Below are 22,406 nucleotides of genomic sequence, written 5' to 3'. Positions count from 1 at the left end.
GCGTCTCATGCTTCGTCGGGAGCTTCGTTCGTCGGGCCGTGTTCCGATGCGATTTCGCCGTTTGCTACGGTGAACAGCGCATATTCGCCGCCTGCTTCGTCGAGGATGGATTTCAGCCGCGTCGGGTTGCAGTCGGTGATGAATATCTGGCCGAACGCTTCGTCCGACACCAGGCGGATAAGTTGTTCCACCCGTCCTGCGTCCAGCTTGTCGAACAGGTCGTCCAGCAGCAGAATCGGTTTTTCGCCGCACGCTTCGGCCACTACGGCATATTGGGCCAGTTTGAGCGTGATAAGAAACGATTTCTGCTGCCCCTGCGAGCCGTATTTGCGCAGCGGATAGCCGCCGATGCGCAGCGTCAGGTCGTCGCGGTGGATGCCCGAGGTCGTGTATTCGTTCACCAGGTCTTTTTGGCGGGCGGCACGCAGGATTTCATCGAAAGGCCGTTCGCCGAGCTCCGATTTGTAGTGCAGTTCCACTTCTTCGCGGTCGCCCGAGAGGATGCGGTAGTACTCCGCCACCACGGGTTGCAGCCGTTCGGCAAAGGCTTGGCGCGCGGCGTGTATCTTCGTGCCGTAGTCGGTCAGCTGGTCGTCGTAAATCGCCAGCATCGTTTCGTCGGGCTGCATCTTCAGCAGTCGGTTGCGCTCGGCCAATACTGCGTTATAGCGCATGACGTTCGCCAGGTAGGGGCGGTCCAGCTGCGAGATGCATGCGTTCAGGTAGCGGCGCCGTTCTTCGGCCGCATCGCTGATAAGCGCGTTGTCCGCAGGCGAAACGATGACCGCGGGCACCAGCCCCACATGGTCGGCCAGCCGTTCGTATTCCTTGCCGTTGCGTTTGAGCACCTTGCCTCCCTTGCGCGTGAAAGAGCAGACGATGCGTTCGTTCTTCTCCTCGTCCGAGACGTACTGGCCCTCGACCAGGAAGCCCTCTTCGCCGTGCCGGATGCTCTGCGTGTCGGTCATCGGCAGCGACGACTTGCACATCGACAGGTAGTATATCGCATCCATCACGTTGGTCTTGCCTGCGCCGTTGTCGCCCACTAAGCAGTTCACCCCGCGGCAGAATTCCAGTTCCTGCCGGGCGATGTTCTTGAAGTGGAGCAGCGATAGTTTTTTCAGACGCATGGGAATGGCGGTGTTTCGTGGGGCGAAGTTACAAAAAATCCCCGACACGGCCTTGTACATTGTGAATAGTTTCGTATCTTTGTCCGGATTGCTGCGGCCCGTCGCCGCTTCGCACGGATTACGAACTAACAATAGCATACATTATGGCAAATCAGCAGACTGCCGGGCAGGAATCGCTCGGCGAAGCAATGAACCGGACCGAGTCCTTCCTCGAGAAGCACGGCCGGACGATGTCTTATCTGATTCTCGCGCTGTTCGTCGTGGCGGCGCTGGTCTTCGGTTACCGGGCGCTTGTCGTCGCTCCGCGTGCCGAGAAGGCAGCGGCCTTGATCGCCGAGGCGCAGAACCGTTTCGAGCAGGAGACGCCCGATTACGAGCTGGCGCTTTTGGGCGATGACAGCGGCGCCGGATTCCTCGAGGTCATCGAGCGTTACGGGGCCACTCCGGCAGGCAACCTCGCCAAGCACTACGCCGGTATCTGCTACCTGCACATGGGCGATTTGGAGAACGCCGCCGCTTACCTGGCCAAGTTCTCGCCCGTCAAGGGGCTGCCCGGGCAAATCATCAACGCGCAGAATCTCGGTTTGCAGGGCGATGTCGCTGTCGAGCAGCAGGACTATGCCAAGGCTGCCAAGCTGTTCGCCAAGGCCGCCAAGGCTTCGGACAACAATTTGACGGCACCCCTGTACCTCTACAAGCAGGCGTTGGCCGAGCAGGCTGCGGGCAACCGCACGCAGGCCGCCGCTCTCTGCGAGCGTATTTTGGCCGACTACCCCATGTCCATGGAGGCCAGCCAGGCCGAGAAGCTGTTGGGCGGCGTAAACTGAACTGCGGATGGCAACCCGGAATCATAACCTTTCCAAATTCGACGCTCCGCTGCCGTCGGCCGCCGACATGCGCTTCGGCATCGTGGTGGCCGAATGGAACCGCGAGGTCACAGAGGCCTTGCTGGAAGGTGCTGTGCGTACCTTGCGGGCCGCCGGGTGTTCCGATCTGAACATTCAGATCAAGTACGTTCCCGGTACGTTCGAGCTGGCGTTGGGTGCCCAGTTCTTCGCCGAGTATACCGATGTCGATGCCGTCATCGTGCTCGGGTGCGTCGTGCAGGGCGATACGCGTCATTTCGATTTCATCTGCCAGGGCGTCACGCAGGGCATCACGCAGTTGCAGTTGCAGTGGAACATGCCCGTCGCGTTCGGCGTGCTGACCGTCAACGACATGCAGCAGGCCCTCGACCGTTGCGGCGGTCGTTTGGGCAACAAGGGCGACGAAGCCGCCGCTACGGCTATCAATATGGTGAAGTTGCAGGTCGAGATGGATGCCGCTTCGCCCGACCGCGAGCCCGACCGCCGCAACATCAATTAGACGGTCCGGAATCCCCGATAAAAAAGAGTTGTCTGTAAGCAGACAACTCTTTTTTGTGTTCGGCTCAGAATGCTCCCAAGTTATCCAGGAAGACAAGCAGCAGTACCGCCGGGCAGAGATAGCGCAGCAGGAAAACGAAGACTTTCCGGATGCGGAACGGCAAGTGTCCGTCGTTGGTGACCTGTGCTTCGAGCACTTTGCGATCGAGCCGCCAGCCGACAAATATGCAGGTAAAGAATCCGCCTGCCGGGAGCAGGATGTTGGCCGTCAGATAGTCCAGCGAATCGAAAAGGTTCAGCCCGCAGATTTTCCAGCCGCTCAGCACGCCCAGCGACAGCGATGCCAAGGCTGCCAATACCATCGTGGCTCCCGTCGTGGCCCATGCCGCGGCTTTGCGGCTCAGGTGCCATTCTTCGTGCATGTAAGCCGTGATGACTTCGTGCAGCGAAATCGTCGACGTGAGGGCCGCTACGATCAGTAGCAGGAAGAAAACCGACGACCAGACCATGCTCCACGGCATCCCGTTGAAGATTCCCGGCAGGGTGATGAATACCAGCGACGGCCCCGACGAGGGTTCGATGCCCACGCTGAAGACGGCCGGGAAGATGACGATTCCCGCCAGCAGAGCCACCAGCGTGTCCAGTATCGTCACGTTGAGGGCCGTGTGCCGCAGGTTGGTTTCGGGCTTGAAGTACGACGCATAGGTCACCATCGTTCCGATGCCGATGGAAAGCGAGAAGAACGCTTGTCCCAAGGCTGTCAGTACGGTTGCCGGGCCAATTTTCGAGAAGTCGGGTTTCAAGAAGAATTTCAGCCCCTCGGCTCCGTTGGGCATCAGCAGCGAGTGGATGGCCAGCGCAACCAAGATGACGAAAAGCAGCGGCATCAGTACCTTGGCCGAGCGTTCGATGCCCTTTTGTACTCCCAGCGCGATGATGAAGTGGGTCGCCAGGATGAACACCGATGTGTAGAGCAGCGGTCGCCACGGGTTGCCGATGAACCGCTCGAACATGGCCGTGTATTCTTCGGCCGTGGTGTAGCGAGCCAGTTCGCCCGTCACCGAGTGGACCATGTACTCCGCCGTCCAGCCCGAGACCACAAAATAAAAGCCCAGAATCAGGAATGCCGCCAGTACTCCGTTGTAGCCCAGGAAGCTCCATTTGCGGTCGAGTGCACGATAGGCGCCTACGGCGTTTTTGTGCGACGCGCGGCCTACCGAGAATTCGGCAATCATCAGCGGCAGTCCTATTATCAGTACGCACAGGATGTATATCGCCAGAAAGGCGCCGCCGCCGTTGTCTCCCGCTACGTAGGGAAAGCGCCAGATGTTGCCCAGCCCGACCGAGCTCCCCGCCGCAACCAGCACGGCGCTCAGTTTGCCGCCCAAGGTGGCCCGCTGCGTGTGTTTCATTCCGTTGATTTTTACCTAATCTATTCCTCTCGCTGCCGCAATTACTTCGGCCATCGCAAAATCTTCCGGGTAGTCGATGTCCAGCCCTTCGATGCGGTCCACCACCGCCATGTAGGGGTGGTCGCCTATGCGCCGATGCCGTTCGCACCATAGTTCGCGCGGAAAGATGAAAAACGCGCTCGTCTCTATGTAGACCGGTTCGAGGGTCTGCGTGCGGGGTACGTTATCCGGCGAGTAGTTCAGCGGTCGGCCTTCGTACCATGCGAACGTCTGTATCTTTTCCACGCTGAATGCCGAATCGAAAGTGCCCGTAAGTACTTTTTCCAGCGCGTCGTCTATCGTCTTCGGGCGGATGAAAGGCGAGGTCGCGTGGGCCAGTACATAGTAGTCGGCTTCCACTTCGGCCGTAAAGGCGTCGTATATTTCGCGGCCCAGCGTCGTGTCGCGGTCCAGTTCTTCGGCGCGTCGCAGCAACTTCACTCCCTCCGGCAGCAGCGGGCGGATTTCTTCGTTGCTGCAATAAACGTACACTTCGTCGATCCGTTCCGTGCGGAGCAGCGTTTCAAGGATGTGGCACATCAGCGGTTCGCCGCCTAATCGTCGCAGGTTCTTGCCCTCGACACGTTGGCTGTTCAGGCGGATGGGTACGAATGCTACGGTTTTCATCGGTTTATTGTACTAACAGGTTGCAGCCGCGGATTTCCGCATGGTCGATGCGGCCTTCCACCTCGAACGAGCTGTCGGGAAATACGCGTCCTGCGTCCTGTGTTTCGATAAATGCGCACGACCAGCGGTTGGCCAGGTCGGTTACGTTCAGTCCTCCGCGAGTGCCGGCAGGCAGCAGGTCGCGCGGGTCGTTGATGTCGCGGGCCGTTACCCGCATCCATGCCGGACAGTGGAAGCGGTTCCCGCCCTCGGAGTAGGCTTGCGAGGTGAGTTCCGCCATCCCGTATTCCGAGTGGATTTCTTGCACGCCGAATGCCGTGCAGAGTATCTTGTGGAATTCTTCTTTGGGCAGTTCTTCGCGGTAGCCTTTCATTCCGCCCGTTTCCATAATTATCGTGTCGGGTAGTTTCGGTGCATATTTTTCGGCAAGGTCCCATAGTGCATAGCTCACTCCCAGCAGGATTTTCGGTTTCGGGTCGGTAGCCATGTCGTGCAGCAGACGGTCGCAGTCGTCTAAATAGAAGCCGCCCGAGCCGCATTCTCTTATCAATCGGTCGGCCATGTAGACCAGCGATGAGCCTTGGCGGCGCAGGTAGTTCGGTAGCAGCGCGTACAGGCTCCAGCGCGACGGTTCGCCATAGAACGTCCGGAATGCCGTGCGGAATGTTCGTTCGTAGTGGGCCAGCGAGTGCATCGGGTGGCGTGACGGGGTCATTCCCGTCGTCGCGCTCGACGTGAAAACCGCCTCCGGTTTGTCGTCTCCGCAGTAGACGTCGTGGGTCTTGAATAGTTCTATCGGCAGATGCGGTATCTTTCCGTATTCGTCTACTTCCTCAGGATTTACTCCTATCAGCGACAGATATTCCCGATAGGGCGGGCATTTTTCCGCTTGTTTCCGGAATAGTTCCAGCGCCGCGCGTTCAAATTCCAGTTCGGTTTTTATGTCGAATATTTCGCACGCGTTGTTCATCGGTGGTTTTCTTTTAGAATCTGCCATTCGCCTGCCTTGGTTGCTCCGACGTGTTTGATGATTCCTTGTCGGGTGAGTTTCAGCAGTTGGTATTTGATGCTGTCTTCGGTGCGGTTCAGTAGTACGGCCAGTTCTCGGCGGGTTATTCTTGGGTTATTTTGTATCGCCGTCAGTATCTTTTCTTGGGTGTTTCTTGGGTTTTCTTGGGTGAAGTCATTAATTTCTCGGGTGTTTATTTCTTTTTCTTGGGTGATATGTTTTGTTTCTTGGGTGTTGCTTGGTATTTCTTGGGGGTATCTGGTTATTATAGGAATATCATGGTTGAATTCATGGACTATATCGTGAACTTCCAATTTGGGTATATCGGTGTCGACGGGATACGATGTTTCGTCCAGGGGTTTGCCTTGTCTCTTTTTCAGCGTCTTGAATATTTCTTCCAGCATGAAGTCTATGAAGATTCCGCTGTTGGCTTCGGCCGAGCTACGGTTGATGGCATCGTAGTAGCCTTGTTGGTTGGCATATACCATGTTTTCGATAGGCAAGTGCTCGAATACGGGATGTAGTTGGCCCAGTATCAGCGATTGCCATAGTCTTCCGGTTCGTCCGTTTCCGTCGCTGAACGGGTGGATGAACTCGAATTCGTAATGAAATACGCAGCTTTTAATCAGTAGGTGGTCATCCGCTTTTTTCAGCCACTCGAACAGATCGGCAATCAGCGTCGGAACTCGGTTTGCAGGCGGTGCTATGTGAATCGCTTTCGCTCCGGCGAATACTCCGACGCCGCTTTTGCGGAAATGCCCCGCATCGTCGGCCAGGGCTTCCATCATTACTCCGTGCGCTCGCAGTAGGTCTTTCACCGAGTAGGGGTCGAGTTGCGAGTAGAGGTTGTAGGTTTTGATGGCGTTCCTTACTTCTTGGATTTCGCGAATCGGTGCTACAACGTGTTTCCCGTCTATGATGTCGGTTATCTGGCTTTCCGTCAGTGTGTTCCCTTCAATGGCCAGCGAGCCTTGAATCGTCTTGATGCGGTTGATTTTCCGCAATAGCAGTGCATCGTCCTGTTCCATCCGGATAGCAAACCGTTCCACCATCGCCGATATTTCGGCAATGAGGTTGATGGCTCGGGTGGTTATTTTGAACGGTGGGGTGTACATGCGGAGCGTTTTTGCAGGTAGAGCGCGCAGGCGGTATGTCGTTTTGCAAAGATACAAGAAATTCATAATCGGCACGATTCTCCGATTATGAATTTCTCATACGTTGCGGTTGTCGAAAGGGGGTTATTTCTTTCCTTTCGGGGCAAGCATCATGTTCATCTTCTTGCCGTCCAGTTTGGGCATCATCTCTACTTTGGCTACTTCTTCAAGGTCGGTGGCAAAGCGCAGCAGCAGGATTTCGCCTTGCTCCTTGAATACGATCGAGCGGCCGCGGAAGAATACATAGGCCTTGACTTTCGAGCCTTCTTTCAGAAAGTTCGTCGCATGTTTCAGTTTGAAGTTGTAGTCATGGTCATCGGTTTGGGGTCCGAACCGGATTTCCTTGATCGTAACTTTCACCTGATTGGCTTTCAGTTCCTTGGCTTTCTTTTTTTGTTGATACAGGAATTTCTGATAGTCGGCAATCCGGCAGACGGGAGGGTCGGCTTTGGGCGAAATTTCGATCAGGTCCAATTCCATTTCGTCCGCAAGGCGCAGGGCTTCGCGGAGCGGAAGGACTTGCGGTTGTTCGATGTTTTCGCCTACCACACGTACTTCGGGGGCTGTTATCTCCGAGTTGATGCGGTGGGGATTTTCCTTGACAGGCGGACGGCGTCCGCCCATTGCCGGTTTCGGTCGGTTGTCCCCGGGGTTGAACGGCCTCGGCGGGAACGGTTTCGGTGCTGCGATAGTTGTATGTGTTTTTGGTTTGTGTTACAATGGGCCGCGGTTTTCGCCGCTTCCGTTATTCTCTCTTCAGTTTGTTGGCTTCCATTTCCGCTTTCACCTGGTCGGTTATGCGGTCTTTGAAGGTTTCCAGCGGCATCTGGCCTTGGTCTCCTTCGCCTTGGGCACGGACCGATACCAGGTTTTCCGCCGCTTCTTTTTCGCCTACAATCAGCAGATAGGGGATTCGTTTAAGTTCGTTGTCGCGGATTTTGCGGCCGATTTTCTCGTTGCGGTCGTCTATCTGCGCACGGATGTCGTGGGCGTTCAGATAGTCGGTTACCTTTTGCGCGTAGTCGTTGAACTTCTCCGAAATCGGCAGTACCACTACTTGGTCCGGCGACAGCCACAGCGGGAATTTGCCGCCCGTGTGTTCCAGCAGTACGGCTACGAAGCGTTCCATCGAGCCGAACGGCGCACGGTGAATCATAATCGGGCGATGTAGTTTGTCGTCCGCTCCCTTGTATGTCAGGTCGAAGCGTTCCGGCAGGTTGTAGTCTACTTGAATCGTGCCCAGCTGCCATTTGCGGCCTATGGCGTCTTTGACCATGAAGTCCAGTTTCGGGCCGTAGAAGGCTGCTTCGCCGTATTCCACTACCGTGTTCAGTCCTTTTTCCTTGGTCGCTTGCATGATCGCCGATTCGGCTTTTTCCCAGTTTTCGTCCGAGCCGATGTACTTTTCCGTGTTGTTCGGGTCGCGCAGCGAAATCTGTGCCGTATAGTTGTCGAATTTCAGCGTCTTGAAGATGTAGAGTACAATGTCGATTACGCGCTCGAATTCTTCCAGCAGTTGGTCCGGCCGTACGAACAGGTGCGCATCGTCTTGCGTGAATCCGCGTACGCGCGTCAGTCCGTGCAGTTCGCCCGATTGTTCATAGCGGTATACCGTTCCGAATTCCGCCAGTCTCACAGGCAGTTCCTTGTACGAGCGGGGTTTCGAGCGGTAGATTTCGCAGTGGTGCGGGCAGTTCATCGGTTTGAGCAGGTATTCTTCGCCCTCAATCGGGGTATGAATCGGTTGGAACGAGTCTTTGCCGTATTTTGCGTAGTGGCCCGACGTCACATAGAGTTCCTTGTTTCCGATGTGCGGCGTGATTACTTGTTGGTAGCCGTATTCTTTCTGTACTCCGCGCAGGAATTGTTCCAGACGGTCGCGCAGGGCGGCTCCTTTCGGCAGCCACAGCGGCAGGCCTTGGCCCACCCGTTGCGAGAACGTGAACAGTTCCAGGTCCTTGCCCAGTTTGCGGTGGTCGCGTTTCTTCGCTTCCTCCATCATCGCAAGGTATTCGTCCAGCATCGACTTCTTCGGGAACGCAATGCCGTAGATGCGGGTCAGCATCTTGTTCTTTTCGTTTCCGCGCCAGTAGGCTCCCGCCACCGAGGTCAGTTTTATCGCCTTGATGTAGCCCGTGTTCGGGATGTGCGGGCCGCGGCACAGGTCGGTGAACGAGCCGTTCGTGTAGAACGAAATCGTGCCGTCTTCCAGGTCGGTTATCAGTTCGACTTTATAGGGGTCGCCTTTTTCCGTGAAATTTTTCAGGGCTTCGGCTTTCGGGACTTCGCGGCGCACCAGTTCTTCCTTGTTGCGCGCAAGTTCCTGCATCTTTTGTTCTATCTTTTCCAGGTCGGCTTCCGTTATCGGCGCCGGGCTGTCCACGTCGTAGTAGAAGCCGTTTTCGATGGCCGGGCCTATGCCGAATTTGATGCCCGGATAGAGGGCTTCCAGCGCTTCGGCCAGCAGGTGCGACGACGTGTGCCAGAATGCGTGTTTGCCTTCGGCGTCGTCCCATTTGTAGAATCGGACCGAAGCGTCTTCTTCGATCGGGCGCGTCATGTCGACCGTCGCGCCGTTTACCGAGGCGGCCAGAGAGTCGGCAGCTAAACGAGGGCTGATGCTCTCCGCGATTCGGTAGGCCGTTGTTCCCTTTTCGTACTCGCGCGCCGAGCCGTCGGGAAAGGTGATTTTGATCATTTTCGTATCGGTTTGGTTTCGGGCCGTCGGCGCTTCCACAATTACGAGACGGAATACGCCTTGGGTTGTCCGTTTTTACGTTGCAAAGTTATAATATTCTTCCGATTTCGGGCACGTTCGCGCGCTTTTTCTCGTCTCGGCAGGGCTTGAATTCGGTTCGGTTTTTTGAATCGTTCATGTTCGCGCCGCTTTTCTCCTCAGCATCGCCCGAACATGTAACGTCTTATTCTTCGCGTTCCGCCCGGCCTGTTTCCCGCCCCGGGTTGTCGCGGTGGCCGCGTTCGCGTTCCGCATGGGGCAGCGGGTTCGCCGTCCAGGCAGCCCAGGCTCGGCGGTGTCCTGTGATGTCGATGGCCGTGTAAATCGCGTTGCGCATCGACTGCGGGTCGGCTTTGTCTTGTCCAGCTATGTCGAACGCCGTTCCGTGGTCGGGCGACGTGCGGATCGCTCCAAGGCCCGCCGTGAAGTTCACTCCGTCCGGCGACAGGCTCTTGAACGGCGCCAGCCCTTGGTCGTGGTACATCGCCAAGATGCCGTCATAGCGCGTGTAGCCGCCTCCCGCAAACAGACCGTCGGCCGCAAACGGACCGAATGCCAATATGCCTTTGCCATAGGCTTCTACTATCGCCGGTTTGATGATTCCCGTCTCTTCCGTGCCCAGCAGACCGCCGTCTCCCGCATGAGGATTCAGCGCCATGACCGCTATCCGGGGTTCTACTATCCCGAAATCTTCGATAAGCGTGCGGCGCATTGTCTCCAGGTCGCGGACGATTTTTTCTTTCGTGATGTTGCGGCTGATTTCCGAGACCGGGATGTGTTTGGTCACCAGTCCGATGCGCAGTATTTCGCTGCACATGATCATCAGCGGTTCCCCGCCCAGTTCGGCACCCAGATATTCCGTGTGGCCCGTGTGGCGGAATTCGTCGCTCTGTACCGTCTCTTTGTCGAACGGTGCTGTCACCAAGGCGTCCAGATAGCCCTCCTTGAGGTCTTGCATCGCACGGCGCAGTGCTTCCACTGCTGCCCGGCCTGCTTCGGGCGTCGCCTGCCCCGGTTCTATGCGTTCCGTTTCTCCGCAGTCCACTATGCTGATTTTGCCGCGGCGGGCTTCATGGGCCGATGTAACCGCGTGAAACGTCGTCTCGGTCGGTTCCGCCAGCGTCTTGCGGTAGTAGTCCGCCGCTTTGGCCGAGCCGTAGACGACCGGAGTGCAGACTTCGGTCATGCGGGTGTCCGCCAGCGCTTTGAGTATGATTTCCCAGCCGATTCCGTTCGGGTCGCCCTGAGTGATTCCTATCTTGAGTTTGTGTTCCGACATGGTCGTTCGTTTTTCTCAACAAATATACGATAACCCGCTCGCAATGCCAAATTTATCGGTTGTTTTCGTGTCGGTTTTCTCATCCCGGCACAGCCTTGGCCTGTGCGTGTCATTTTGAGTGCAGCGAAGAATCTAAGTCTGTTTCGGTTTCGCGGTTCTTCTTCTGAATTCAGCGCATACCACTCCCGTCGCCATCGCCACATTGAGCGATTCCGAGCCCCGGCGGTCGGCCGGGTAGGGTGGGATGAACAGTTTGCGGGTCACCGTCCGGGCCGTCGCTTCCGTCACCCCGCGGCCTTCGTTGCCCATCACAATGATTCCCGTCGGCGTCAGCGGCGTGTCGTAGAGGTTTTCGCCCTCCAGGAAAGTGCCGTAGATTTCCGTGCCCCGTTTCGCAGCTTCGCTTAGGAACTGCGGCAGGTTCGTGTAGTGGACCCGTACCCGCAGAATCGCTCCCATCGTCGCCTGCACCACCTTGGGGTTGAAGCAGTCGGCCGAGTTTTCCGAGCAGACGATGTCGGTTATCCCGAACCAGTCCGCCAGCCGGACGATGGTCCCCAAATTGCCGGGGTTCTGTACTTCGTCCAGCGCCAGCACCAGTTCTTCGTCTGCATGTACCGTTCCGAGGTCATGGCGGGGTATCTCCACCAGCGCCAGCGAGTTGTTGGCCGTCTTCAGCAGCGACAGCCGTTCCATGTCATGCGGGCTTACCGTCTCCACTTCCGGTCCCTCGAACACTCCTTCCAGCGCAAATATCTTGCGGATTCGCAGGCGTGAGGCGCGCAGTTCGCTTACGAGTTTTTCGCCCTCGGCCACGAACAGCCCGTGTTCCGTCCGGCCCCGTTTGTCGGCCAGCGCCCGGACCAGTTGTATCTCTGCTTTCGTCATCGGTTTTTGTCAGCCCCGCTGTCGGGGCGTCTCTTTTCTATCATGAACGTGCTTCCCTCGACGGCTGGGTAGGTCTCCGGGAATAGTTCGCGGGCTTCGTCGACCAGCACCTGTTCGTCCTTGTAGCGCGACGAGTAGTGGCCGATTATCAGTCGTCCGGCTCCCGCCCGCAGCGCTGCTTTGGCCGCATCTTCCGTCGTCGAGTGGCCCCGTTGCCGGGCCGTCTTGCGTTCGGCCGCCGCATAGGTCGCTTCGTGGTACATCAGGTCCGCTCCCGCCGCCAGTTCCGCCGCCTTGGCCGAGTAGGCCGTGTCCGACAGATAGGCATAGGTTCGCGGCCGGTAGGGCAGGTAGGTCAGTTCTTCGTTCGGAATCGTCTCGCCCGTGTCGAGCGTCACCGCTTCGCCCCGTTTCGCCGCCGCAATCTGCGCAATCGTAAGGCCGTATTTCGCAATCTTGAATTTGTCGACGTTCAGCGGCGGTGTTTTCTCGTGGAACAGATAGCCCGCCGTCGCTATCCGGTGGCGCAGCGGAATGCTCCACACTTCGAGCGTCCGGTTTTCCAGCAGCAGCGTGTGCTCCGTCGTCCGTACTTCGTGCCACTCCGTTTCGTAGGGCAGGTCGCTGTCGAAATAGCGCAGGTGGGCGGTCAGTATTTCGCCCAGCGGCGCCGGGGCATAAATCGGCAGCGGCGTGCGGCGGCCGTAGAGGCCCAGCGTCGAGAGCAGCGGGAACAGTCCGTACACATGGTCGCCGTGCAGGTGCGATATGAATACGGCCCGCAGTTTCAGCGGGTTGATGCCCGCGCGCGCCATCTGTTGTTGGGTCCCTTCGCCCGCATCGACCAGGTAGTGCTGTTCGTGTATGTTCACCACCTGCGCCGACGGGTGGCGCGTGGCGGTCGGTTTGGCCGACGACGACCCCAGTATGGTGACTGCGAAGCTCACCCGTCGCATTTATCTCAGCAGAAACCGTTCGCAGTCCAGCGCCGCCACGCAGCCCGAGCCCGCCGCCGTGATGGCTTGGCGGTAGTGGGGGTCTTTCACGTCGCCCGCCGCGAATACTCCTTCGATGTTCGTCTTCGACGTTCCGGCTTCTACCTTTATATATCCCTCGGTATCCAGTTCCAGCTGGTCCGCAAAAAGTTCCGTGTTCGGATGGTGGCCTATCGCCAGGAAGAATCCCGCTATGTCTATCTTCGTCTCCGTGCCGTCGTTCTTGCGCAGCAGGGCTCCCGTCACGCCCGTTTCGTCGCCCAGCACTTCGGCCGTGTTGTGCTCGAAGAGCACTTCGATGTTGGGGGTGTTGAATACCCGTTCCTGCATCGCTTTCGAGGCCCGCAGATAGGGTTTGCGGACTATCATGTAGACTTTGCGGCAGAGCGACGCCAGGTAGGTCGCTTCTTCGCAGGCCGTGTCGCCGCCGCCCACTACCGCCACGTCTTTCTTGCGGTAGAAAAAGCCGTCGCACGTGGCGCAGGCGCTCACCCCTTGGCCGCGGTATTTCGTCTCCGAGGGGAGCCCCAGGTATTTCGCCGTCGCGCCCGTCGCTATGATGATGCTTTCGGCTTCGATTTCTTTCGTCCCGTCCACTACGATGTGGAACGGCCTCGACGACAGGTCCGCCGTCGTTATCGTGCCCGTGCGGATTTCGGTTCCGAAGCGTTCGGCTTGTTTGCGCAGGTCGGCCATCAGCTGGTTGCCGTCCACTCCCTCCGGATAGCCCGGGAAGTTCTCCACTTCGGTCGTCGTCGTCAGTTGGCCGCCCGGTTCGATGCCTTCGTAGAGCACCGGTCCGAGGTTGGCCCGCGACGTGTAGATGGCCGCGGTGTAGCCCGCAGGGCCGCTGCCTATTATCAGTACCTTGATTCTTTCGGGTTCCATATTTTCGTCGTTTTGTTTTGTGTTCGATTTTCGCAGGTTTTTCCGTCACGGCAGCCCGAATAGGTTCGGTTCTGCACTCCGCGTACCGCAAACGTTTCCTATTTCAGCCCTCTCACCGCCCGGTAGTCCGCCCGGATTTCCGTTTCGTCTTCGCTGTCGGCTCCGTAGCTCACCGCCAGCGCCAGGGAGCAGTCGCGGTCGCGGTCGGCGTCGGTCGTGCGGCGCATCGCGGCGTGGGCGTTGCGGCCCGCTTCGATGGCTTCCCGGATCTCTTCGGCCGTGGGGGTGTGGCCCAGCAGCGACGCATAGATCTGTTCGGCCCAGCTGCGGGCGTATGTTCCATAGTGTACATGGAATACCCGGAACCGGTTGTCGATTTCTTCCAGGGTCCGCAGCGCGCCCGTTTCTATGTCGTCCGCTATCGCTTCCGTCTCGCGTTTGGTGATGTATTGGCCCGCCACGTCTATCCAGCGGCCCGTTCCGTCGTAGCGGGGGTCGGGTGTTCCGCCGTCCAGCATCGCGCCCAGCGCCGCTACGATGGCTTTGTCATAGAGTTTGATGCCGCGTTGCAGGGCCGTCGCGCGGACCACCGTCTTGCCGTAGGCGTATTGTCCCGCCGCCGGGTCTTGGTCGCGCAGCATGTGGAGCGTGTCTACGGCCCGCAGCATCGTTCCCGTCACGCAGGGGTTGTGTTCTTCAAAGTTTATCACGTCGCGGCCTACCGTCCGGCGGTCGCGGGCGGGCCATTTTTCCAGGTCGCGCACCGTGCCGTAGCTCGTCAGGTTGGCTCCCGGCAGCAGGTGGGAGCGGCCCTCCTTTTCCATCAGGTAGGAGTAGGGGAATATCGCCGTGTCGTGGTGGTCGGCGTGGTTTCCTTTGACCATCGTGAAGGCTCCTTCGATGGCGGGCGACATGATATAGGCGCCGCTTGCAAATTTGCAGCCGCGCAGGTGCACCGCCTGGTGTACGGCTCCGCTCTTGAACAGGTGGTTGCTTTGGTTCGAGCCGCTGCCCGCGTTGAAGAACGAGAACATGCCCGCTATCAGCAGCGACGATTTGTGGTGCGATACCGTGTAGGGGCCTGCGAATATCGACGCTGCTTCGCCGTTTTCGCAGTGGCAGTTGGCGAAGAACAGCGATTCCGCCGCCGTGAATCCCTTGTCGAGACGGCAGCTTTCGCCCACAAAGCAGCGTTCCAGCGTCGTTCCGTTGTCTATTCGCGCGTTTTCCGCCGCTATGAAGTCGTAGGCTTTCACGTCCGGGCCTATCCGCGTTCCGTCGCACAGCGTCCCGTTTTCCAGTATCGACGCCCCGTCTATTTCCACGCCGTCGCCCAGCCGGGTTTCGCGGATGAACCGGGCGCCTCTTATGCGGCAGTCGCGGCCCGTCTCGCCCGTCTCCGACGCCCGGGTTTCGGCGTAGTCGCCGATGATTTTTTCCAGCGTTTCTATAAGTTTCGGCCGATGGCGGTAGACTGCCAGCAGGTAGGCGGTTTGCGCCGACAGTCGGTCGCAGATGGCTACCGCCCGGCCGCCGCATTCGTTCATCGTCGCCGCTTTCACTCCGTTTCCGAAGGTCGTCCGGCGGCGGCATTCCAGCGCCGTCACGTCTTCGACCAGCGTGCCCGGGCCTATCCGGTAGTTCTTCACCCGCGAGCGGACAATGCGGGCTCCCTCTCCGATTTCCACACGCCCTTCCAGTCGGCTCCGTTCTACTTGCGCCGGGTCGAAGCCTTCGCTTACAGCGATTTGCGACCAGTCTTCGGCCGTCGTGCCGTTTTTTTCCGCTGCCGCGATTTCCGCCGCGGTCATCTTTCTCAGTCGGGACATTCGTGTGGTTTGATTCGTGCAAATATAGCGATTCGTCGTCAATAAAAAAAGATGAAAGGTTTTTCCTCTCATCTTTTTCTTTCGGGCTCCGGCCCGTCTTCGTGTGTTTAGTGGCAGTTGCAGTGGCCGTCGTGTTCGTGGCCGCCGCAGCCGCAGTCGTCATGGCCGCATTCGCCGCCGCAGTCGTGGTCTCCTCCGCACGAGCCGCACGAGCAGTGGCTTTGCAGGTCTTCGGGCGTCACGTCGCGCACGGTCACCACTTCCACCTCGAAGTTCAGCGTCTTGCCCGCCATCGGGTGGTTGAAGTCCATCTTCACCGTTTCGTCGCCCACTTCTTTCACCACGCCCATCATGCGGTTGCCCTGGGCGTCGCTCATCGGTACCTGCGAGCCCTCGAACAGGATGTCTTCGGCTACCTTTCCGTCCACCATGAATATGTTTTTCGGCAGGTCCACCACCGCTTCGGCCATGTATTCGCCGTATCCGTCCTTGGGTTCCAGCGTGAACGTCACTTTCTCGCCCGGTTCCTTGCCTTCGATAGCCGCCTCGAATTTCGGCAGCAGCATCCCCGTTCCGAAGATGAATTCGAGGGGTTGTCCCGGGCGCGACTGGTCGGCGATTTGTCCGTCTACGGTCAGTTTGTAGTCCACACCGACCATCTTGTTTTGTTCTGCTTTCATTGCTTTTCGGTTTTTTAGGTCGCAAAGGTAGTCCAAATTCCTCCGCTTTCAAAATTTATTCCACATTCACACAGCACAGGTTCCGGTCTCCGTAGCCGTTGTCTATCTTCGTCACATGGGGATAGAATTTCGCTTCGCGCACCCACGCCAGCGGGTAGGCCGCTTCTTCGCGCGTGTAGGGGTGGGTCCAGTCGCCCGCCAGTTCTTCGGCCGTGTGCGGAGCGTTCACCACTACGTTGTCCGCTTCGCCCGCCGCCGCTTCGCATTCGCGTTTGATTCGTACCAGCGCTTCCACGAAGCGGTCCATCTCTGCCTTGGGTTCCGATTCCGTAGGTTCCACCATCAGCGTCTCGTGTACCGGGAACGAGAGGGTCGGAGCATGGAATCCGTAGTCCATCAGGCGGTGGGCTATGTCGCCGCAGTCGATGTTGTAGTCTTTCTTGAAGTTCGTCAGGTCAAGGATCATTTCGTGGCCCACACGGCCCGTTTCGCCCGTGTAGTAGGTCCGGTATTCGGGCGCCAGTGCCGACGACATGTAGTTCGCGTTCACGATGGCCATTTCCGTCGCACGGCGCAGTCCTTCGCCGCCCAGCATCCGGATGTAGCCGTAGGTGATCGGCAGCAGCATCGCCGAGCCCCAGGGGGCCGACGCCACCGCCGTGATGCCTTCTTCGCCGCCCGTCGGCATCACCGGGTGCGAGGGCAGGAACGTCCGCAGGTGTTCCGCCACGCAGATCGGGCCTACGCCCGGTCCGCCGCCGCCGTGGGGCATCGCAAAGGTCTTGTGCAGGTTCAGGTGGCACACGTCTGCGCCTATGTAGCCCGGGTTCGTCAGACCCACCTGCGCGTTCATGTTCGCCCCGTCCATGTAAACTTGGCCGCCTGCGTCGTGTACAATTTCCACGATGTCGCGGATGCGGCTCTCGAATACGCCGTGCGTCGAGGGGTAGGTCACCATCAGGCCGCATAGTTCCGAGGCGTGTTCTTTCGCCTTGGCTTCCAGGTCCGTTACGTCGATGTTGCCTTTTTCGTCGCACGCTACCGTCACGATTTTCATTCCCGCCATCGCCGCCGACGCCGGGTTCGTGCCGTGGGCCGAGGCCGGTATGAGTACGATGTTGCGGTAGCCTTGGCCGCGGCTTTGGTGGTAGGCCCGGATGACCATCAGTCCCGCGTATTCGCCTGCCGCGCCCGAGTTGGGTTGCAGCGAGCAGGCCGCCAGCCCCGTTATCGTCGCCAGGTCTTGTTCCAGTTCGCGGATCAGTTGCATGTAGCCCTCGGCTTGGTCCGCCGGGGCAAATGGGTGCATGTTCTGGAACCCCGCCAGCGACAGCGGTTGCATCAGCGCCGCCGCGTTGAGTTTCATCGTGCACGAGCCCAGCGAAATCATCGAGTTAGCCAGCGATATGTCGCGCAGTTCCAGTTTCTTGATGTAGCGCATCAGCGCGCTCTCCGAGCGGTAGCTGTTGAAGACGGGTTCTTGCAGATAGGCGGTCGTGCGGCGCAGCGTCGGCGGCAGGGCGTTATCCGTGGCGGGTTTTACCGCCTTGACCCGTTTGCCCTTGGCTGCGGCAAAGATGCGCACCACTTCCTCGATTTCCGCCGCCGTCGTCACTTCGTCGAACGACATGCGCACCGTTCCTTCCGTCGGATAGTAGAAGTTGATGCCGCATTCCAGCGCCAGCGATTGTACTACGGCCGCTTCCGCTTCCGTTTCCAGCGTGTCGAAGAATTCCCGCGACGTCAGTTTGTAGTCCAGCGCTTCCAGCGCCCGGGCTGCCGTCACCGCGGCCCGGTGGGCCGTTTCCGCCGCTCGGCGCAGTCTCTCCGGTCCGTTGTACACGCAGTAGAAGCCCGCCATCGAGGCCATCAGCGCCGACGCCGTGCAGATGTTCGACGTCGCGCGTTCGCGTTTGATGTGCTGTTCGCGCATCTGGAGCGCCATGCGCAGGGCCTTGTTGCCCAGGCGGTCTACCGATACGCCGATTATCCGGCCCGGCATGTTGCGCTTGTAGGCTTCGCGCGTGGTCATGTAGCCCGCACCCGGGCCGCCCAGCCCCATCGGCAGTCCCAGTCTCTGGGCCGAGCCCACCGCGATGTCGGCGCCCCATTCGCCCGGAGCTTTCAGCAGCGCCAGCGCCAGCAGGTCCGCCACGGCCGTCACCAGTGCTCCCTTGGCATGGGCCGCCGCCGCGAAGTCCGTGTAGTCGCGCAGCGAACCGTCAGCCGCAGGGTATTGTATTATCGCGCCGAATTCGCGGCCCGTGAATTCATATTGGTCGTAGTCGTCTACGATCAGTTCGATGCCGAACGGTTCGCTGCGCGTCAGCAGCAGGTCCAGCGTCTGCGGGAATATGTTGCGGTCTACGAACAGTTGGTTGCGGCCTTCTTTCACCGCTTCGCGCGTGCGCAGCGAGTACATCATCGCCATCGCTTCGGCCGCCGCCGTGCCTTCGTCCAGCAGCGAGCAGTTGCCGATTTCCATGCCCGTCAGCGAGATGACCGCGGTCTGGAAGTTCAGCAGCGCTTCCAGGCGGCCCTGCGAGATTTCCGCTTGATAGGGGGTGTACGAGGTGTACCACGCCGGATTCTCGAATACGTTGCGCGTTATCGCCGCCGGCACGGCCGTCGGGTAGTAGCCCATGCCGATGAACGAGCGCAGCGGGCGGTTGCGGTCGGCCAGCGCCCGGATGTGGGCCGCAAATTCGTATTCGCTCATCCCCTCGGGCAGGGCCAGCGGTTTCTTCAGGCGGATCGAGGAGGGTATGACCTGTCCGATCAGTTCGTCTACCGTCTTCACTCCTATGGTCCGGAGCATTTCGCTCAGTTCCTTTTCATTGCTGACGCCGATGTGGCGTGCGGAAAAATTGTCGAACATATTTTAGCAAGGGTTTGATGTCATAATCAAGGTGAAAAGTTAAAGGTGAAAGGTGGGAGGGCTTTCATCGGCGCTTGCCATACTTTTCACCTTTCGCTTCGCATGTTTCGCTTAGTATTTGAAGCTGCTCCCGCCGATGAATTCCCGCAGAATCGACGTCGGCGGGATTTCGTCGGGCGGTATCGGGATGAAGTTGTCCAGGAATTTCAGCATCCGCCGTGCTTCGTCGTATTCCGCCACCGTGTCCGGTACTTCGCGCAGCATCTTCTCCGCATAGGGGCGCAGGACCGATATTTCGTAGAACAGCGACGAGTTGAGCATCACGTCCGCGTTTTCTTGGTACGGGAATATGTGTTTTTCTTCGCCGCGTCTCACGCTCGCCCAGCGGCCCAGGGTCGCCAGCGCGTCGGCGCCGCGTTGTTCGTGGTCGCGGACCAGGCGGCGCAGCAGGCGGTTGTCCGTCGTCGATATGCGCGTCAGGTTGTCCATCGCCACCGACGTGAAGCACGAGATGTAGATGCGGAATTTCTGCGCGTCCGGTATCGAGGGGGTCAGCCGCGGGTTCAGTCCGTGTATGCCTTCGATGATCAGTATCGACCTCTCGTCCAGCGTCAGCGGCGTTTCGTGTTTCGTCCGCTTGCCCGTGATGAAGTCGTAGCGCGGGATGTCGATGCTCTCGCCCGCCATCAGACGGCGCAGATGGTCGTTGAAGAGTTCCAGGTCGATGGCTTCCAGCGCTTCGTAGTCGTATTCGCCGTGTTCGTCGCGCGGGGTCTTTTCGCGTTCCACAAAATAGTCGTCCAGCGAAATCATCACCGGCTTTAGTCCCAGTACGCCTAATTGGATGCCCAGCCGCTTCGCCGAGGTCGTCTTGCCGCTCGACGAGGGGCCCGAAATCAGTACCATCCGCGTTCCGCGCCTTAGGTTCGCTTCGTAGATTTCGTCGGCCACCCACGCAAATTTGCGTTCATGGAACGCTTCGGCCAGTTTGATCATGCCTCCCGCATCGCCCGCCAGTACTTTCGAGTTCACGGCTCCCACGGTCGGCACGCCCATGATTTCCACCCACGATTGGTATTCGCGGAATATGCCGAACATCTTTTCCTGGTAGTAGTCCGTGTGTATGCGGTCCGGGGCTGTGCGGAGCGGCAGCGCCAGGTAGAATCCGTTGTAGTAGGGTTCTATCCCGAACAGGCCTATGTAGCCCGTCGAGGGGGCCAGCGCTCCGTAGAAGTAGCCCACCGTTTCGCCCAGCGTGTAGTATTCGCTGTAAAGCCGCGGGCGCGTGTCCAGCAGTTCTATTTTGTCCGCGTAGCCCGATTCGGCATAGCGGTTGCGCACTTCCGTCGTCAGGGCCCGCGTGCGGCGTATCGGCAGGTCGGCCCTGACGATTTCGTGCATCCGGCGGCGCAGTGCTTCGGCTTCTTCCGTCCCGATTTCGTCCGTGCCTTCGATTTCGCAGTAGAATCCGCTGCGGCCCAGCGAGTGGCGGATGTGGAGCGTCCGGCCCGGGTAGAGGTCGCCCACGGCTTTTTGCAGGATGAACCACGCCGTGCGTTGGTAGACCCTTATGCCTGCGAACGATGTGACGTCTACGAACCGCACCGTCACCGGGGTGTATATCCGGTAGTCGAGTTCCTTGATGCGGTTGTTCACTTCGGCCGCCAGAAACGGGTGGCGGCCCGGGGCGAGGCGTGCGGCCAGTTCCGAGAGCGGGGTGCCCGCCGCGACTTCGGTTTCGCCGCCGAGGTTGTCGCAGACTATGCGGATGGTGTCGGCCATGGGTAGGTGCGGATTATTCATTGTTACAGCATGTAAAGATAGAAATTATTTCGTAATTTTGGCCATCGCAAACCAATATTGACCACAATACTGCAAATATGAGACATTTCTTCCGTTCGTGTTTTTTCGCGGTCTTCTTTTTCGCGGCGGCTTGCGCTCCGCGCGAGCGGACGCTCGTCGTCCTCTCTACCAACGACATGCACGCCAAAATCCAGCGTTTCCCGTTGTTGGCCGCCGCCGTCCAGGCATGCCGCGATACGACCGATTTGGTTTTGCTCGTCGACGCGGGCGACCGTTGGACCGGCAACGCTTTCGTCGACAAGGTTCCCGCTCCCGGCAAGCCCATCATCGAGTTGATGAACCGCCTGCATTACGACGTCGCTACGTTCGGCAACCACGAGTTCGACCACGGGCAGGTTTACCTCGGCCGGATGCTCGACAGTATGGAGTTCGAGGTCGTCAGCGCCAACATCTTCTCCGATACCCTCACTTTTCCCCAGCCCGCTCCCTATGCCGTTTTCCGGCGCGGCGGGGTCCGTATCGGGGTCATCGGCGCCGTCACCAATTACGAGGGGCCCGGCCATCCGGCCGGCAACCGTTCGTCGTTCGTCGGGCTCGCCTTTCCCGACCCGCAGGCCGAAGCCGTCAAGTATGCCGCTATCCTGCGGCCCAAGGTCGATGTGCTGATTCTCCTTTCCCACATGGGCGACGACCGTGACATGGAGCTGCTCGGCAAGACCCAGTTGTTCGATTTGGTTATAGGAGGTCATACCCATGTCGTTCTCGATACGCTTATCAACGGTACTTTGCTCACCCAGACCGGCAAGAATCTGAAGAACCTCGGCGTCTCCACCGTCCGGCTGCGGGGGCATAAGGTCCAGAGCGTCGATTTCCGCGTGGTGCCGCTGGACGATTATGCGCCCGACGCCGCGTTCGCTGCCCAAGTCGAGGGTTATTACGCCGATGCCGAACTCAACAGGTCCATCGGCAGTTTCGCTGCCAGGGCCGACAAGGCCGGGCTTGCCAACTGGATGGCCGAAGCCATTGCCGACGAGGCCGACGCCGACATAGGCGTGTACCATGTCGGCGGCGTGCGGCTCGACGCCATTCCCGCGGGCGACGTCAGCCGGGCGCGTATCTACGATTTGGAGCCTTTCGGCACCCGCATCGCCACCATGAAGATGACCCCCGGGCAGATTCGTCGCATGATCGTCACCAAGTATAACGAGCCCACCCGCGAGGGGCACCGGCTCGATTTGATTCTCACCACGCCTTACACCATCCTCGTCGACGAATCCGACCGGGCTTTCGACGTGCGGTTCCCCGAGCTGCGCGAGGGCAGGGTTTACAGGCTCGCTTCGAGCGATTATATTTTCAAGAATTACCAGGGGCTCGAATATGACGGCGGGGCCATCCTCGACGACGAGGTCGCCGACGTCCTCATCGACGAGTTGGAGGACGACAGCCCGTTGCGTCCCGACAACCGTTTGCGCCAGCAGATTCTCGTTGTGACCGATTGATTTTGGTTTTTTCGGGAAAGTATGTACTCTGCGTTTTAGATACTCGCGCCTCGGCAATGCTCAAATAAATTTGGCATTGCGCTCGGCTTTTCGTATTTTGGCTTTGCCGAAGATACTTCGCCTCGGCAATGCTCAAATAAATTTGGCATTGCGCTCGGCTTTTCGTATTTTGGCTTTGCCGAAGATACTTCGCCT

The 22,406-nt window shown here is 58.9% G+C and carries 18 protein-coding genes; 3 read left to right on the top strand and 15 right to left on the bottom strand.

Going from position 1 to position 22,406, the window contains the following annotated elements; all coding sequences use genetic code 11:
• Nucleotides 1-5: 5 nt before the first annotated feature.
• Nucleotides 6-1,130: a DNA replication/repair protein RecF gene (recF, locus tag NFR47_RS02480; RefSeq protein ID WP_251214006.1), complete on the bottom strand. Its 1,125-nt coding sequence runs from the start codon at nucleotides 1,128-1,130 to the stop codon at nucleotides 6-8.
• A 143-nt stretch (nucleotides 1,131-1,273) separates the two neighbouring features.
• Here recF and NFR47_RS02475 point away from each other — a divergent pair, with 143 nt between their 5' ends.
• Both NFR47_RS02475 and ribH read left to right on the top strand, forming a co-directional pair.
• The gene (locus NFR47_RS02475; RefSeq protein WP_251214005.1) at nucleotides 1,274-1,957 is read left to right on the top strand and encodes a tetratricopeptide repeat protein; all 684 of its coding nucleotides are present in this window, start codon (nucleotides 1,274-1,276) and stop codon (nucleotides 1,955-1,957) included.
• Between the two features lie 7 nt (nucleotides 1,958-1,964).
• The gene (gene ribH / locus NFR47_RS02470; protein ID WP_251214004.1) at nucleotides 1,965-2,495 is read left to right on the top strand and encodes a 6,7-dimethyl-8-ribityllumazine synthase; all 531 of its coding nucleotides are present in this window, start codon (nucleotides 1,965-1,967) and stop codon (nucleotides 2,493-2,495) included.
• A gap of 64 nt (nucleotides 2,496-2,559) precedes the next feature.
• On the opposite strand, the gene NFR47_RS02465 is transcribed toward ribH, so the two are convergent.
• The 14 genes from NFR47_RS02465 to NFR47_RS02400 all read right to left on the bottom strand — a co-directional run bounded on the left by NFR47_RS02465 (nucleotide 2,560) and on the right by NFR47_RS02400 (nucleotide 20,691).
• Nucleotides 2,560-3,906, bottom strand: a complete 1,347-nt coding sequence (locus NFR47_RS02465; RefSeq protein ID WP_251214003.1) for a sodium-dependent transporter — start codon at nucleotides 3,904-3,906, stop codon at nucleotides 2,560-2,562.
• Between the two features lie 15 nt (nucleotides 3,907-3,921).
• Nucleotides 3,922-4,572, bottom strand: a complete 651-nt coding sequence (locus NFR47_RS02460; protein ID WP_251214002.1) for an acylneuraminate cytidylyltransferase family protein — start codon at nucleotides 4,570-4,572, stop codon at nucleotides 3,922-3,924.
• A 4-nt stretch (nucleotides 4,573-4,576) separates the two neighbouring features.
• The gene (locus NFR47_RS02455) at nucleotides 4,577-5,542 is read right to left on the bottom strand and encodes a long-chain-fatty-acid--protein ligase (RefSeq protein ID WP_251214001.1); all 966 of its coding nucleotides are present in this window, start codon (nucleotides 5,540-5,542) and stop codon (nucleotides 4,577-4,579) included.
• Nucleotides 5,539-6,696: a Fic family protein gene (locus NFR47_RS02450; RefSeq protein ID WP_251214138.1), complete on the bottom strand. Its 1,158-nt coding sequence runs from the start codon at nucleotides 6,694-6,696 to the stop codon at nucleotides 5,539-5,541. The genes NFR47_RS02455 and NFR47_RS02450 overlap by 4 nt, the downstream gene beginning before the upstream one ends.
• A 123-nt stretch (nucleotides 6,697-6,819) precedes the next feature.
• Nucleotides 6,820-7,359: a translation initiation factor IF-3 gene (gene infC / locus NFR47_RS02445; RefSeq protein WP_251214000.1), complete on the bottom strand. Its 540-nt coding sequence runs from the start codon at nucleotides 7,357-7,359 to the stop codon at nucleotides 6,820-6,822.
• A 121-nt stretch (nucleotides 7,360-7,480) separates the two neighbouring features.
• A complete protein-coding gene (gene thrS, locus NFR47_RS02440) occupies nucleotides 7,481-9,433 on the bottom strand; it encodes a threonine--tRNA ligase (protein ID WP_251213999.1) in 1,953 nt (650 codons plus the stop codon).
• Between the two features lie 223 nt (nucleotides 9,434-9,656).
• A complete protein-coding gene (gene pdxA, locus NFR47_RS02435) occupies nucleotides 9,657-10,751 on the bottom strand; it encodes a 4-hydroxythreonine-4-phosphate dehydrogenase PdxA (protein ID WP_251213998.1) in 1,095 nt (364 codons plus the stop codon).
• A 132-nt stretch (nucleotides 10,752-10,883) separates the two neighbouring features.
• Nucleotides 10,884-11,639, bottom strand: a complete 756-nt coding sequence (locus NFR47_RS02430; RefSeq protein ID WP_251213997.1) for a TrmH family RNA methyltransferase — start codon at nucleotides 11,637-11,639, stop codon at nucleotides 10,884-10,886.
• Entirely contained in the window at nucleotides 11,636-12,586 is a 951-nt protein-coding gene (locus tag NFR47_RS02425) for a ribonuclease Z (protein WP_251213996.1), read from the bottom strand. The genes NFR47_RS02430 and NFR47_RS02425 overlap by 4 nt, the downstream gene beginning before the upstream one ends.
• 9 nt (nucleotides 12,587-12,595) lie before the next feature.
• Complete coding sequence (gene trxB / locus NFR47_RS02420; protein ID WP_251213995.1) at nucleotides 12,596-13,522, bottom strand: thioredoxin-disulfide reductase; 927 nt, start codon at nucleotides 13,520-13,522, stop codon at nucleotides 12,596-12,598.
• A 98-nt stretch (nucleotides 13,523-13,620) separates the two neighbouring features.
• Nucleotides 13,621-15,351, bottom strand: a complete 1,731-nt coding sequence (locus NFR47_RS02415) for a DUF4954 family protein (RefSeq protein WP_251213994.1) — start codon at nucleotides 15,349-15,351, stop codon at nucleotides 13,621-13,623.
• A 107-nt stretch (nucleotides 15,352-15,458) separates the two neighbouring features.
• Nucleotides 15,459-16,031: an FKBP-type peptidyl-prolyl cis-trans isomerase gene (locus tag NFR47_RS02410; protein ID WP_251213993.1), complete on the bottom strand. Its 573-nt coding sequence runs from the start codon at nucleotides 16,029-16,031 to the stop codon at nucleotides 15,459-15,461.
• A 55-nt stretch (nucleotides 16,032-16,086) separates the two neighbouring features.
• Nucleotides 16,087-18,909: an aminomethyl-transferring glycine dehydrogenase gene (gcvP, locus tag NFR47_RS02405; protein WP_251213992.1), complete on the bottom strand. Its 2,823-nt coding sequence runs from the start codon at nucleotides 18,907-18,909 to the stop codon at nucleotides 16,087-16,089.
• A gap of 111 nt (nucleotides 18,910-19,020) precedes the next feature.
• Nucleotides 19,021-20,691, bottom strand: a complete 1,671-nt coding sequence (locus tag NFR47_RS02400) for a nucleoside kinase (protein WP_251213991.1) — start codon at nucleotides 20,689-20,691, stop codon at nucleotides 19,021-19,023.
• A 98-nt stretch (nucleotides 20,692-20,789) separates the two neighbouring features.
• Here NFR47_RS02400 and NFR47_RS02395 point away from each other — a divergent pair, with 98 nt between their 5' ends.
• Complete coding sequence (locus NFR47_RS02395) at nucleotides 20,790-22,211, top strand: bifunctional metallophosphatase/5'-nucleotidase (protein WP_251213990.1); 1,422 nt, start codon at nucleotides 20,790-20,792, stop codon at nucleotides 22,209-22,211.
• The last annotated feature ends 195 nt before the right edge of the window (nucleotides 22,212-22,406 follow it).

Origin of the sequence: Alistipes muris (assembly GCF_943193205.1) — a bacterium.
GTDB lineage: Bacteria > Bacteroidota > Bacteroidia > Bacteroidales > Rikenellaceae > Alistipes > Alistipes muris.
This window is presented reverse-complemented; position numbering and strand designations above follow the sequence as displayed.